This is a genomic window from Vibrio mediterranei (assembly GCF_900088415.1).
GTDB lineage: Bacteria > Pseudomonadota > Gammaproteobacteria > Enterobacterales > Vibrionaceae > Vibrio > Vibrio mediterranei.
The window spans coordinates 221,846-236,945 of sequence record NZ_FLLQ01000007.1; the positions used below are offsets into that span (position 1 = coordinate 221,846).

11 protein-coding genes are annotated in these 15,100 nt (G+C 43.1%); 6 read left to right on the plus strand and 5 right to left on the minus strand.

Annotated elements, in window-relative coordinates; genetic code table 11:
- Positions 1-233: 233 nt before the first annotated feature.
- From VME0621_RS19715 to VME0621_RS19725, 3 genes are all read left to right on the plus strand, one after another.
- Positions 234-1,286, plus strand: coding sequence for an extracellular solute-binding protein (locus tag VME0621_RS19715; RefSeq protein ID WP_062459426.1), 1,053 nt, complete (start codon positions 234-236; stop codon positions 1,284-1,286).
- On the plus strand, positions 1,283-2,974 hold the full coding sequence (locus tag VME0621_RS19720; RefSeq protein ID WP_062459424.1) for a GGDEF domain-containing protein: 1,692 nt from the start codon (positions 1,283-1,285) through the stop codon (positions 2,972-2,974). Before VME0621_RS19715 ends, VME0621_RS19720 begins: the two co-directional genes overlap by 4 nt.
- A 65-nt stretch (positions 2,975-3,039) precedes the next feature.
- Complete coding sequence (locus VME0621_RS19725; protein ID WP_062459421.1) at positions 3,040-3,864, plus strand: DUF2797 domain-containing protein; 825 nt, start codon at positions 3,040-3,042, stop codon at positions 3,862-3,864.
- Positions 3,865-3,910: 46 nt separating this feature from the next.
- Here the strand turns inward: VME0621_RS19725 and VME0621_RS19730 are convergent, their stop codons facing one another.
- Both VME0621_RS19730 and VME0621_RS19735 read right to left on the minus strand, forming a co-directional pair.
- Positions 3,911-5,134: a cysteine desulfurase-like protein gene (locus tag VME0621_RS19730; RefSeq protein ID WP_062459419.1), complete on the minus strand. Its 1,224-nt coding sequence runs from the start codon at positions 5,132-5,134 to the stop codon at positions 3,911-3,913.
- Positions 5,118-5,777: a 2OG-Fe dioxygenase family protein gene (locus tag VME0621_RS19735; protein ID WP_172427923.1), complete on the minus strand. Its 660-nt coding sequence runs from the start codon at positions 5,775-5,777 to the stop codon at positions 5,118-5,120. Before VME0621_RS19735 ends, VME0621_RS19730 begins: the two co-directional genes overlap by 17 nt.
- Before the next feature lie 515 nt (positions 5,778-6,292).
- On the opposite strand from VME0621_RS19735, the gene trxB reads away from it, so the two are divergent.
- The 3 genes from trxB (at position 6,293) to cydC (ending at position 10,863) form a co-directional block, all read left to right on the plus strand.
- Positions 6,293-7,246, plus strand: a complete 954-nt coding sequence (trxB, locus tag VME0621_RS19740; protein ID WP_062459414.1) for a thioredoxin-disulfide reductase — start codon at positions 6,293-6,295, stop codon at positions 7,244-7,246.
- A gap of 115 nt (positions 7,247-7,361) precedes the next feature.
- Positions 7,362-9,149: a heme ABC transporter permease/ATP-binding protein CydD gene (cydD, locus tag VME0621_RS19745; RefSeq protein ID WP_062459411.1), complete on the plus strand. Its 1,788-nt coding sequence runs from the start codon at positions 7,362-7,364 to the stop codon at positions 9,147-9,149.
- Positions 9,142-10,863, plus strand: coding sequence for a heme ABC transporter ATP-binding protein/permease CydC (cydC, locus tag VME0621_RS19750; RefSeq protein ID WP_062459408.1), 1,722 nt, complete (start codon positions 9,142-9,144; stop codon positions 10,861-10,863). The genes cydD and cydC overlap by 8 nt, the downstream gene beginning before the upstream one ends.
- A 105-nt stretch (positions 10,864-10,968) precedes the next feature.
- Here cydC and VME0621_RS19755 read toward each other — a convergent pair whose 3' ends face one another.
- From VME0621_RS19755 to VME0621_RS19765, 3 genes are all read right to left on the minus strand, one after another.
- The gene (locus VME0621_RS19755) at positions 10,969-12,264 is read right to left on the minus strand and encodes a hemolysin family protein (RefSeq protein ID WP_062459406.1); all 1,296 of its coding nucleotides are present in this window, start codon (positions 12,262-12,264) and stop codon (positions 10,969-10,971) included.
- Between the two features lie 202 nt (positions 12,265-12,466).
- Positions 12,467-13,561, minus strand: coding sequence for a 3-phosphoserine/phosphohydroxythreonine transaminase (gene serC / locus VME0621_RS19760; RefSeq protein ID WP_062459405.1), 1,095 nt, complete (start codon positions 13,559-13,561; stop codon positions 12,467-12,469).
- 131 nt (positions 13,562-13,692) lie between these two features.
- Entirely contained in the window at positions 13,693-14,973 is a 1,281-nt protein-coding gene (locus VME0621_RS19765; protein WP_062459403.1) for a DUF945 family protein, read from the minus strand.
- Positions 14,974-15,100: the final 127 nt, after the last annotated feature.

Consider the following 15,100-nt stretch of genomic DNA (forward strand, 5'->3'; position numbering starts at 1 on the left):
TTACAAAATGCTCGGCTAACCCTAACCAACCACACTTGTTCCACTTTTTGAGACCCTTTGCACAACAATTACATAATTAATGCATTACAAGTCACACAAATCAGCAACATTGTGATATAAATCGCATTTTGATAACTATATTAATAAACTTTCGTTTAATACCAGACTAACAATTTGAAATTAGAGATGACTGATTCATATAATCTAAAAGGCTAATTAACCTAGGCATTATCATGATGCGCATTTATATTGCACCAATTTTGTGCATGATTTTCTTCAGTCATATTGTTTACGGAAAAGAGATTTTAAAAATATTATCTTGGCATGGATATACCGACACAGATATTGTATCTATTTTCGAAAATAAAAATAACATCGATATTGAAGTGACTTATGTAAATAATGACAAACAGTTAAGGGAGAAACTTGATGATAGAAACCAAGATTATGACCTTGTTGCCCTAAATTCCTCTGAGCTACAACGATATATCAAATTGCGAAAATTTGTTCCAATCGACATATACAAGATAGAAAATAGTAAATGGATTAGCAATCAATTCGCACCACTGTCAACAAACCCAGAAATCACCTTTAACGGTAATATCTACGGCCTCCCTTATACCTATTCATCAATGGGAATCATCTACAATGTCGATCGTGTAAAATCTGCTCCAACTTCCTGGCAAGACTTCTGGTCACCGGAATACCATCACAAGGCGCTTGGATATGATGGCGGGACGCATAATGTGAGTTTAGCTGCGCTGGCATTGAAGCTGCCCGATCCTTTTCAGATTCCAAAGTCTGACGACGAGCTCATTGCTAAGAAACTGATATCACTGAGAGAGAATACGTTAACGTTCTATCGTTCACTCGAGGAGGCAACAGAGCTATTTAATCGCTTTGAACTATCAATTATGTTTGCGAATTTTGGCCATCAACAAGTTGATTCGCTGAAAAAGACGGGTGCCAATATAGAATATACGATTCCAAAAGAGGGAGCATTGGCTTGGTTAGATTGTTGGTCAATCTTGTCTACTTCCAAACAAACTGAACTTGCTCACCGCTGGATTGATTTTGTGCTAGAACCATGGGTTCAACTTGAACTAACTAAGCGTCATGGACTACAAAGTCCTCTTAACCAGTTTTCTGAAAGCGATAATAAGGAAAAGTTGATATGGCTTTCACCAGTAGAATCACCGGAAAAACGTGAAGCCATGTGGGATTCAGTGTACAGCGGTAAACCACTTCCCAAGGTAATGGAACATACCAAGAGAGCGAGGCAATGAAGCTTTCCACGAAAATTACACTGATGTTCACATGCACACTGTTAATTTCATTTTCAATTCTAGCCTGGCAAAGCTATCAAGGCTCTAAGGCACTGCTTGCCGATAATATCAAAACAAAAATGACACAAACCACAGGAATTGCCATTCGCGCTTTGCAGGAGAAACTTCAAGATATTGAGCGAAGCAATGATATGTTAGCGATGTTGGTCAAAGATAAGCTCGACAAACAGTATGCTAAAACTGAGCTGGCAGCAGCCATCATTCCATTTCTTCAAAACAACTCAACCTATAACAGTGTCTCGATTATCCACCAAAACACAGCACTTAGAGAAATCCTCAGAATTCAAACAGGGTCTAACAAAAATATACATGCTGTAGAACCAAATGAGCTCAACAACCTTACTCATATTCCATTGTTTGTCGAAGCTACGAAAATTCATGGGGGAGAAATCTACGTCTCTCCAGTTTCAACCCATTATGACCGTATCGTTCATCATGAATCTACGCCTTACGTATTTATCGTTTATCCTCTCAATCTCAAGAGTGATGAAAGTACATCTTTATTGTTCACTATCGATATCAAAAGCTTAATGGAAAACGCAACTTCTTTAATGGGTGACTCGACGATGTTTATGATCGCTAATACCAAAGGAGATTACTTGCTTCATCCAGAAATAGACAAGCAGTTTAGCTTTATGAAAGGAAAAGTTGAACAAGTCCAGAATGACTACCCAAATGCGCTGACAACCGTTAATCACGGACATTCAAGCTTCTTTGAACTAAATACGAACACTAAAGATAACAGCTTGTATTACGCAAGCTTCGCGTTAGCAAAGTTTCAGATCCATCAAACTTCGAGTGCCTATATTTTGGGCCACGTCAGACAAGACTCCATCGGTAGCCTGTGGCGGGAAAACACAATCAAGAGCGTACTGATTACTACTATGGTATTGCTGTCAATCGCATCTGTACTTTCATTTTCTCTATTTCGATACGTTACGCTGCCCCTCACTCACATTGCCTCCTTTGCACAAAGGATTACGTTGGGAAAGAAAACAGCTCCTTATCAATATAACCAACGAGATGAGATTGGAGATGTCGCGCAAGCACTCAATTACCTTCAAAACAATCTCAACGTCCAGTATGAAAAGCTCAAGAACTCGGAACAAAAGTTTCAAGAACTTGCTCGCAAGGATGATTTAACAGGCCTGCCGAACAGAAAAGATTTTTCTGTTCGGTTAGAGAACGAAATCCAACACCATCGAATCAATCAACTTCACTTTGCACTACTGTTTGTTGATGTTAATAACTTTAAACTAGTCAACGACCATATCGGACACCATGCCGGAGATGAACTCTTAAAGAAAATAGCTCATGTTCTGGCTGGAGAGCTGCGTAGCAGTGATCTGGTATGTCGGCATGGTGGTGACGAGTTCATCATCTTGCTTTCAAATCTTAGACAATTGACTATCATACATACGATTTGCGACAAGCTGCATCAGTCGATGGAGAGACTCGTTGGCTGTGAAAGATTACACCATCAAAATCTATCACTTAGTATAGGTGTTGCCATTTACCCAGAATCTTCTAATCAGCCCATAGAACTCATTCAATTGGCTGATAAAGCTATGTATGAAGCAAAGAAAAATGGCCATGCTCAAACTTATTGGCACACTCCCTTTCGATAGTTTTTTCGACAGATTCTAACTCTTGTTTTTGCTACACTGGGCAAAACAACTAAAAGAGTAATGTCATGTCACTATTAGCCTCAGGTACGCTGTCCAAAATGCGTGCCTCTCTAGATTCGCAAGTTCAATACCGTTTACCCGTTGGTGAACAAGAAGTAGAACTCACCTCGTTTATTGGAAAGACGCTGACCCTTACCCATACTGGTAACATTTTCTGTAGCTCTTGTGGCAAAAAAACAAAGAAGAGCTATTCACAAGGCCATTGCTTTGTTTGCATGAAAAAGCTAGCAAGCTGCGATATGTGCATTATGAAGCCTGAAACTTGCCACTATGACCAAGGAACTTGTCGTGAACCCGAGTGGGGCGAAGCCAATTGCATGGTTGATCATTTCGTCTACTTATCTAACACCTCCAGCTTGAAAGTGGGTATTACACGTCATACGCAAATTCCTACTCGTTGGATAGACCAAGGGGCAACACAAGGTTTACCGATTCTGAAAGTTAAAACGCGTCAGATATCCGGCTTAATCGAAGTTGAACTTGCCAAGCATATTGCCGATAAAACCAACTGGAGAACCTTATTAAAGCAAGATGGTGACCCGATGGAGTTGGCAGAAAAAGCGCAAGAACTATTACCACTTGTCGCCGACAAAATTGCAGAAATTAAAGCTCAATATGGTGACGATTCGATAGAAATACTGAGCGAAGTGATTACACCTATCAGCTATCCAGTTGAAGTTTATCCAACCAAGATTAAGTCGCATAACTTTGATAAAGAGCCCGTGGTGACAGGAACGTTACAAGGTATCAAAGGACAGTATTTAATCTTTGATACTGGCGTGATCAATATTCGTAAGTTCACCTCCTATGAAGTTGAAGTTTCCGCCTAACGCAAAAAATCTAAAGAAAAGCCCGCAAACGCGGGCTTTTCTATCACTAGATATTTTCTATGGCATCGAAAAATCGATCAACTTCTTCGAGAGTGTTGTAATGCATAAAACCAACCCGCAATACACCACCCTTATCTTCTAGTCCGAGTTGTTTGACTAATCCTAGTGCGTAGAAGTGCCCATTCCATACACAAATATTTTGTTCACCAAGAGATTTTGCCATCAATTCTGGTGAATGCTCACTTGAACGAAGGGCAAATGTCGGTGTGCGCCTGCTATGAGCCGAATCAGCTATCCCATAAAGGCTTAACGAATCACATCGCGATAGTCGCTCCAAAAAGTAGCGACTTATTTGTTCTTCATGGTGACCAATATCCTTAAACGCGGACACAAGTTGTTGCCGTAAACTCTGCCCTTTACCCCAGCTCGCTATGTAACGAACCGCCTCAATGAAGCCAGCCATTGCTTCAAAGCTTTGCGTACCAGTTTCAAAGCGCCCAGGGCCAATATCTGTTGCAGGTTCCACTTTATATGGTTTCAATGACTGCAACCAAGTCGGTGAGATATAAGCTAACCCCAAGTGAGGTCCAAAGAACTTGTATGCAGAACAGACCAAAAAATCACACTCTAGGTCTTGTACGTCTATCAATGCATGTGGCGCAAAGTGCACCGCATCGACAAAGACTGGTGCCCCTACCCGTTTTGCCAGCTCCACAATACGCTTAATATCAGTTATAGAACCAGTGGTATTGGACGCGTAAGTCACGGCGATCAATCTGGTTTTTTCAGAAATGAGACTCTCTAAATGTTCAAAGTCCAAAGAGCAGTCACTTTCATCGACTTTAACCTGCTTGACCACCGCACCTCTATCTTCTGCAGCTTGTTGCCAGCTTGATACATTTGAGTAATGGTCCAGCGCCGTAACGATGACTTCATCATTAGGTTGCCAGTTTCTCGCAATCGCTCTACTCAACTGGAACGTCAACGATGTCATGTTGGCGCCAAACACGATGTTGTCCACTTCTTCGGCATTAAATAGTGCTTTTCCATGGTGGCGGGCTTTTGCAACAAGCTCCACTGTTTCTTTGCTAGAAAAGTAGTGACCGCCTAAATTGGAATTGTACTGGCCAAGGTAATCCGTCATGGCTTTAAGAACTGAGCCTGGTACTTGAGAACCTCCGGGGCCATCAAGGAATACCACTGACTGGCCGTTATACGATTGATGAAGAGCAGAAAAGTGCTCTCGAGCAGAACTAGGAGTGAAGTGCATTGCGCATATCCTTAGCGGTTAATACAAACACGTCCATGTAGCCTGCGTTTTGATTATCAATACAGCGGATTGGCTGAGCATTGTGCCAAAGCTTAGAGTCGTCAAGGATAGCTACTTCCCCATTTTCCAGTACTTTTCTGAAAAACGGAGCTTCGCCATTATCGTTGTAGAGCATGATCTCACCGCCTACGATGTTTTCTCGACCAATACCGACCAAGGCAATATGGTCAAATCCATCTTGATGTACACCTTCTGGAGCAACCTCAGTTTCATCGTAAACCGCTGCGATCCTCATCTGATGAATTTCAATTTCCTGTCCGTCAGGTAAGGCATTCGTGTTAACAAAAAGCGTAACCAGTTCCAGCATCGCAGAGCTCTGCAAAGTCGATTCTAAAACAGGTTCAAACTGTCTAATCACATCGCCTTGAAAGTGGTTAAAATGCTCAGACTGAACAAAGCAATTATCACCTTTGTCTGCAATTTGACCTTTTTCAAAGCGCACCACCGAATAACGACGTAAGCGATATTTTCCGTCAGCATGTTCCGTGTTAGGTAGCGTTGCAAAAGATGGTGCCAGCTGCTCAGTGGAACGACCACTCAGACTAGTAAGATGTAATGTACTTTCAACACTATGTAGCATCATTAACTCCTTTCAATGTTATGCAAAACAATGTATTTCACATTTTATTTACAAGCCATTAAATATTAACAATTCTGCAAGATCAACATTTCACAGCCTTTTAAACCATACATTCGAACAAAAAGGCATGATTATCTACAATAAAGTTATTGGGCAGCAACATATTCTAATTATCAATTTCAACCCACTAAAAACCTAGCATTGTTAACTAGACAAGAAAAAATCATGTTATTTAACAATGGCATATGACAAAAACAACTATTAACTCATCGTCTTTGCAAAGGTGAATCGTCAAAGTGTTAGCCACCATCTAGATTATCAATCCTAGTATTTATCTCTAATCGGACGGTACAAAGGGAAAATATGCATTTGATGCGTTCGATTAACAACTAACTGCTCAAAATGACATCAGTTATCACAAATCTAGTATTGATTAATTCACCGTAACCCCAATATATTAGGTAATTAAGATGCACCGATAGAAGGTGCAATAAGAATGACTGAAGTGAGACAACAAAATGGCTGACACAAAACACTGTAAATTGCTTATCTTAGGTTCTGGCCCTGCTGGTTATACCGCGGCTGTTTATGCGGCACGTGCCAACCTCGATCCTGTTCTAGTGACTGGAATGCAACAAGGTGGACAGCTCACAACGACCACTGAAGTGGAAAATTGGCCAGGTGATGCCGAAGGGTTAACGGGCCCTGCTCTAATGGATCGTATGAAAGAGCACGCTGAGAAATTTGAAACCGAGATGATCTTCGATCACATTAATAAAGTCGATTTCAGTACTCGCCCGTTTAAGTTGTTTGGAGACTCTCAGAGCTATACTGCCGATGCAGTTATCATCTCAACGGGCGCATCAGCCAAATACCTTGGCCTAGAATCAGAAGAAGCGTTCAAAGGACGTGGCGTTTCAGCTTGTGCGACATGTGACGGTTTCTTCTATCGCAACCAGAAAGTTGCGGTTGTTGGCGGCGGCAATACCGCTGTTGAAGAGGCTCTTTATCTATCGAATATCGCTTCAGAGGTTCACCTAATCCACCGTAGAGACACATTCCGTGCGGAAAAGATTCTCGTTAAGCGTTTGATGGACAAAGTAGAGTCAGGCAATATCGTCCTGCATACCGACCGTACGTTGGAAGAAGTCGTTGGTGATGATATGGGCGTCACTGCCGTACGAATTAAAGATACACAGTCAGAAGAAATTGAACACATTGATGTTATGGGTGCATTTATCGCCATTGGTCATCAGCCGAATACTGACTTGTTCGAAGGTCAGCTTGAAATGAACAACGGCTATATTGTTGTGAAATCCGGCCTAGAAGGCAATGCTACGCAAACAAGCATTCCCGGTATTTACGCTGCTGGCGACGTGATGGACCATAACTACCGCCAAGCGATTACTTCAGCCGGAACAGGATGCATGGCAGCGTTAGATGCTGAGCGTTTCCTTGACGCACAGTCATAAATTTAACATTTCGTCTCATTATTTTTGAAAACAAGAAACCCATAGGTATGCCCTGTGGGTTTCTTTTTGTATAATCGCCGTTTCTTCTAATAATAATACTCATTAAGCCTTCTACATGGATAAGAAAAAACAACGGAGCTTGAATAATTGGCTCAAGACGCAAAGTAAGCTTGCTAAACGCTGGCTCGCTATTGCGATTGGCCTTGGCGTTCTTTCAAGCCTGTTTTTGCTAGCGCAAGCTGCGCTTATCGCCACAATATTGCACCAACTCATTATTGAGCATGTCGACAAATATGAACTCATTCCGCACTTCTTAGGGTTACTAGTAGCCGTTGCTGGGCGTGCTGGATGTGCTTGGGGGCGCGAAATCGCTGGATTCAAATGTGGCGAGCAGATACGTTGTTACATAAGGCAACTCATCCTTGATAAGTTACGCGAACTAGGACCAACTTATATAAAAGGCAAACCTGCTGGCACATGGGCAACACTAGTTCTTGAACAGGTGGAAGAAATGCAAGATTTCTTCGCTAAGTACTTGCCGCAAATGTCCCTCGCTGTTGCTGTCCCTATTATCATCCTTATCGTTGTATTTCCTATCAACTGGGCTGCCGGTCTAATTTTCCTTGTCACCGCACCACTTGTTCCTCTGTTTATGGCATTCGTCGGAATGAAGGCTGCCGACGCTAACCGTAAAAACTTTAAGGCTTTACAACGTCTTTCTGGTCACTTTTATGACCGATTGCAATCCATGACAACAATTCGTCTCTTCAATCGCACAGAAACTGAGACAGAGGTACTACGTGGTGCGTCTGAAGTATTTCGTAAACGCACAATGGATGTATTGCGACTTGCCTTCCTTTCGTCTGCGGTTTTGGAGTTCTTTACATCAATCTCCATCGCCATAACTGCCGTCTATTTTGGCTTCAGCTATATTGGTGAGCTTAACTTTGGTCATTATGGTGTCGGCGTTACCTTGTTCGCTGGCTTATTCATTTTGATTTTAGCGCCTGAGTTTTATCAGCCACTGCGCGACTTAGGTACTTTCTACCATGCTAAAGCACAAGCCGTCGGTGCTGCAGAAAGTATTGTCGAGTTCTTGGATACAGAAGTTACCGCATTACCACAGGGCAGTCAGAACATTTCTCACCCTCAAAGCATCTCTATCGAAGCAATAGATTTAGAAGTTTTCAGCCCTGAGGGGACTCGCCTTGTCGGTCCAATTAGCTTCAAAATAAGCGCCAACGAAGCCGCGGCGTTAGTCGGCCCGAGCGGCGCAGGCAAAACCAGTCTGGTCAACGCTATTTTAGGTTTTATGCCGTATCAAGGCTCATTAAAAGTGGCAGGTATTGAACTTAAAGATCTCGACCAAACCGACTGGCGTAAAAACATCAGCTGGGTTGGCCAAAACCCACTGCTACTTCACGGAACGATTCGCGACAACATCACCCTAGGTAATAATGATGTTAACCAAGAGCAAGTCAACAATGCTCTTTTGGCGTCGTTCTCGGCTGAGTTTGTCGAAAAACATGGTTTGGATTATCAAGTTACCGATCGTTCCGGAGGTCTTTCGGTCGGTCAAGCTCAGCGTATCGCGTTAGCAAGAGCAATGGTACAAAACGGTAACTTCTGGTTACTAGATGAACCGACTGCAAGTCTGGACGCCAAAAGTGAACGTCTTGTTACTCAAGGTATACACACCAGTACCGCAGGTAAAACGACATTGATGGTCACCCACCAGCTCTCTCAACTAAAGAACGTAGATACCATCTTAGTGATGAATCAAGGCCGTCTGGAACAACAAGGCAGTTATGATTCACTTTCAGACTCAGATGGCTTATTCAGCACCATGTTGTCTGCCCATCAATCATCCGTTGCTCAAGATAAGGGGAATTTAGATGCGTGATTTACTCCCTTACTTAAAATTGTATAAAAAGCATTGGTTTGGCCTGTCTTTGGGTATGCTCCTCTCCTTTGCAACACTTTTTGCGTCCATTGGTCTACTCACTCTTTCAGGCTGGTTTATTTCTGCTGCTGCGGTCGCAGGCTTAACCATTGCTCGCGAAACTTTTAACTATATGTTGCCAGGTGCCGGTGTACGTGGTGCGGCAATGGCGCGCACCGCTGGACGTTGGGGTGAACGTGTAGTCAGCCACAACGCTACCTTCAAATTACTCACCGATCTTCGAATCTTCTTTTTCACCAAGCTAGCACCGCTTATTCCCGGTAAAGCCGTCAACATTCGCGATGCGGATATGCTCAACCGTCTTGTGGCAGATGTTGATGCCATGGACCACGTCTATTTGCGTCTTGTTAGCCCAATTATCGTCGGTGTATTTGGCATCTTATGTCTGACCGCTATTCTTTGTTGGTTTGACATGACGCTAGGCCTCACGCTTGGCGCAATTCTAATGCTGCTGCTTATCACGTGGCCTATCGTTTTCTACCGCTTGGGAAGCAAGAATGGGGAAGCGTTAACACTAAATAAAGCTGAGCTTCGCATTCGTACCTTAGACTGGTTACAAGGTTATAGTGAACTGACGCTTTTTGGCGCTGAATCTCGCTACCGAAAAGCTATTGTGACTGCGCAAGACAAGTTGATTACTAACCAGTTGGTTCACGCAAAAATATCTGGTATGGCTCAGGGTCTGCTGATTCTTGCTAATGGTTGGCTGCTCATACTGATGCTGTGGCTAGCAGCGGATGGCGTGGGTGGAAATCAGCCTGACCCACTAATCGCGTTAATGGCCTTTGCGACTATGGCAAGCTTTGAACTACTGATGCCTATTGCAGGTGCATTCCAGTATCTAGGTCAGACGCTGACCTCCGCCAAGAGACTAAATGAGGTGATTCTAGCAACGCCGGAAGTCACCTTCCCTGACGAGCCTGTAACGCATTCGAATGAGTACTCCATCGATATCGATCACGTTTGCTTTAGCTACCCAGACGCTAACGAAAAAGCACTTCGCGACGTGTCACTTTCAGTGAAGAGTGGGCATCGTTTGGCCATTGTTGGTCAAACTGGTTCAGGTAAGTCAACGCTGTTGCAGCTCATTTCACGTTACTGGGATGTCGACCAAGGGACGATTACCCTTGCCGGTGCTCAGATTCAAAACTGGAGTGAAGGTCAACTTCGCGAAGCAACTAGCATTGTTAGCCAGAAAGTCGACATCTTGAATGGCACACTACGTGATAACTTGTCTATGGCGAAGCCGTCCGCTTCTGATGAGGAGCTTATCGCTGCTCTAGATAAAGTAGACCTGGCACATTTGGCTGAAGACAATGGCTTGGACGCATGGTTGGGTGATGGCGGACGTCAACTTTCCGGTGGCGAAAAGCGCCGTATTGGTATCGCACGAGCACTGCTACATGATGCGCCGATCTTATTACTTGATGAGCCTACTGAAGGCTTAGACAAAAAGACTGAGCAACAAATCATGCAGTTGTTTGACCAACACTTTAACGGTAAAACGGTTATTTTCATCACTCACCGCTTAGTGCATTTAGAAACATTTGACGCCATCTGCTTACTCGAAGACGGTGAAGTGTTGGAGTACGGCCACCACCAAGTGCTTCTTGACGAGAAAGGTCGATACTACGAACTGCATCAAACGCTTTAACGGCTAATATTCACCATACTAAAAGCCCGCTTCCCTATGTCACTAACATATTGAAGCGGGCTTTTACATCCAATTAATTGTAGTAGCAATAGTTTTCTATTTATCCTACTTCTCTGTATCTTGAGTTCCACACTCTCTACGTGCTCTTACTTGGGTGATGCGATTATTTTTGACCTTCAGTACTTCAAAGTCCCATTGTTGATAGCAAATGTGTGTCCCGGCTTTTGCCACACTCCCTAGCTGCCAGGACAAAAAACCGTTCAAGGTTTGGAAGCCCTCATCAAACTCACCCTCTAGTTCTTGAATATCCAGCTTATGTTTCAGCTCGTTGATTGGAATTAATCCATCAATAATCCAACTTCCATCAGCAAGCAACTTAGCCCAAACTTGTTGCGGAGCCATCCCCAACTCCCCAGCAATAGACTTAAGCAAGTCATAATGAGTAACTAACCCTTGGACGTCACCATACTCATCAACTAAAAACGCCATCTCAGAGCTGGTTTGCTGCATGTGGTTGAGAAGAGCTAACCCTTTCATTGATTCAGGAACAAACCTTGGCTTACGTAACATTTTCGCGAGTTTACCCGCCGAAAGCACTTCATACTCATCCAATAGATTCTTTGAAGATACCGTACCAATGATGTTATCAAGACCACCACGACACACAGGCCATACAGAGTGCTTAGTTTGCCTAAGTTCTTTGAGCGCTTGTTCAATTGGTTTATCTATATCAAGATGATGTATATCGCTACGGGGCGTCATAAGTGACGTTACCGCTCTATCATTTAGATGCAATAAATTACGGATCATCACTAACTCTTGCTGTTCTATAGCGCCTGTTTCTGAACCTTCTCGCACTAAAGAAATGATGTCTTCTTCGGTCACACAATCGCTTTGTCCCTCCTTTTGACCAAGGAGACGAAGTACCGCATCAGTGGATACCGACAACAGCTTAACAAAAGGGCTGGTTAACAATGATAGCCAATGTATTGGATAGGCAACGAGAGTGGCAATTCGCTCTGCGTTGTTTTGGGCGAGCCGCTTGGGTACCAGCTCTCCTACTACGATCGCGAAGTAGGTAATAGATATAACTACGCTCGCCGTAGCTAAGATATTCGCAAGTTCCGGGTCTATGCCTTTTGAGTGCAACCAGACTGAAAACGGTGCAGATAAAACTGCCTCACCAAATATCCCGCTGAGGATACCGATTGCAGTAATACCGATTTGAATAGTAGAGAGGAATAATGTGGGGTTATTTTTAAGCTTTAACGCAAGTTGCGCAGATTTCTGTCGTTCTGCCATTTTTCGCAGTCGACCACTTTTCGCTGCCACTAATGCGATTTCTGACATGGCAAATAAACCATTCAGCCCAATTAAACCTGCTAATAAGATAATGTCCATAAACCAATCCAGTGATGCACACATAGCAAGCATAAACGAGTTGTCAGCGATGAAGCTGTGAATCAGTGCATAATTAACGAGTTCTGTTTATTGGGTTATTTATGGACACAATAGATAATATTAATACGAGAGAAAATTGTAATTTACCCAAAAGAAAAGCCGAGCTTAACTGCTCGGCTCTATCAGAAATGGTCAGTACCGTTTAAGCGAATTGCTCTTCAAACTCTTTCATGAAATCCACTAACGCCTGTACACCTTCGATCGGCATCGCATTGTAGATCGATGCGCGCATACCACCTACGGCGCGGTGGCCTTTCAGTGCGCGCAAACCACGTTCATCTGCCAGTTCCAAGAATTTAGCATCTAGTTCAGGCTTTGATAGCTGGAACGGCACGTTCATTAGCGAACGATTGTTCTCGTATACGTTGTTGTGGTAGAAGTCAGAAGCATCAATGTGATTGTAAAGAATCGCTGCTTTGTCTCGGTTAATCTTCTCAATTGCAGCAACACCACCCTGCTCTTTCAGCCACTTAAACACTAAACCAGACAAATACCACGCGAAAGTTGGCGGCGTGTTGTACATAGAGTCTTTTTCAGCAAGCACTTTATAATTTAAAAATGTCGGTAGGACATCGTTGGCTAGATCTAGCAAATCATCGCGTACAATCGCAATACAGATACCGGCAGGTCCAATGTTCTTTTGCGCGCCCGCATAAATAACGCCGTACTTAGACACATCGATTTGACGTGAAAGAATCGTCGAAGACATATCCGCTACAATTGGTAGCTCAGTCTGCGGTAGTTCATTGATTTCAATACCGTCGATGGTTTCATTTGGACAGAAGTGAACGTATGCCGAGTCGGCATCAATGGTCCATTCACTCACAGGTTGAACCGCAACTTTTCCATCTATTTCTGTCTTCGCTTTATGCACAACAGGTGTACAGTATTTTTCAGCTTCATCAATCGCACTTTCGGCCCAGTAACCAGCGTCAATGTAAGTTGCTTTGGTCTTTGAACCTAATAAGTTAAGTGGTACAGCAGAGAATTGTGCTCTCGCACCACCTTGGCAGAAAAGTACTTTATAGTTGGAAGGAATATTTAGCAGGTCTCTTAAATCTTGTTCAGCCTCATCTGCAACCTTGATGAAAGGTTTACTTCTATGGCTGATTTCCATCACCGACGTACCCAAATCATTCCAATCAAGCAACTCAGATTGTGCCTTTTGTAGTACAGCTCGAGGTAACCCAGCAGGACCAGCACTGAAATTGAATACGTTATGTGAAATCGGCTCCATGACCTTTATACTCCTGACTAAATACATAAAGAAGTGCCAGTAATATCACGTTTTTACGGAGATAAAAAGCAAGAAAAGAGGCCATCAGACCTCTTTTCTAATCACGAGTGTAATTTGTACTCACTTAGCGATTATTGCCCCATTGATTGCCCCATCAAGAGCGGCAAGAAAAGTGCAACTAGTGGAATTTTCTGGCCATTGGCAAATACCAGTTGACCGCCTTCAATATCAGCCTTCATTTGATAGCCTGCATCTTGTTGCGTCACCATCTCCATCACTACCAATTCATCAATACCTTGAGCAAGCATCGGGTTAACATTCACCATGCCTTCTGACATATACGCGTTCATGTTACCAGTCAGCGCTGGCATCACCACACTTGGATCACGTGATACATTTTCAGTCCCTTCAGGCACTTTTAGTAGCCAGTTAGATTTGAACTCATCGTCCGCTACTTTGAAGTGCATGTCGTTCATCGCAACGTTAAAGCCACGCGCAAACAACGTCTCAATCAAAGGGGCTAAAGTAGTAATATCTGCTTGCGCGATAGTTGGATTAGTTTGATACAAGTCGACCAGCCCTTCGAATGATTTTCTATCTAGCGAGGTTAGCGCAAAGTCGACCTTGAGGTCGCTCAGTTGACCACCATCCGGATAGGTCATATTGCTCATACTGAATATGTGTTGGGTATCAATGCGATCCGCTTCAGAATCAAAAGACGATTTGAAGGTGTAGCCAAGATCATCAATATTCAAAATGCTAGTATGCATTTCATCGAGAATGGTGAAGTTTTTTAACATCACACTCTGATCACCAAGCCAAAAACCTTGCTCTTTTTTCCCAACACCATTTGCAGACAAGTCTGTTAATGTCAGTTGTTCACCGTTTTCAAAATCCAATTGAATCGAAGGGATATTAGCATTGAACGTCAACTGACCTAGAACGGTTGCAGTACCTGTTGCCACTGACGGAGAAATAGACATGCTAACTTTCTGTGCATCATCTCCTTGATAACTCCAACTATCGAGTGACAATTCAAATTCAGTATTACCATTCAGCTGCGTCACTGTTTTTAACGCGAGAGGGAAATCAGGATAATTCTGGATATGCGAGTTCGCTGTTAAGCTGAATAAACCGTGACTAATTTCACTTTGAACCACAATTTCTGTGGGCAAACCATCCACTTCTAACTGTTCTTTCAGAACAGGATCGTTAACTTGGTAGCGTGTTTCTACGTTAGAAGAAAGGTAACCGCGATCGTAGGTTACAATCTCTGCTGTAACACCTTCGTTGTTTAGTTGCTCTACACCATCCTCAACAACTTGTTGCCCGATATGTCCAACAGCCAGTGGCCAACATAAAACAAGCGCTACTGCACCGCCGATTGCGCCATATTTTTTCAATTGATTCATAGAGTATTTAAGACATTTTGTGAAGTATATTTCATTCAGTCTAACTCAAGTCGCTAGGATCTCCAATCTCATACCTAGTTCTCATAACCCCATGCTTTTTATTGATATATTAAAATTACTGTTGAGA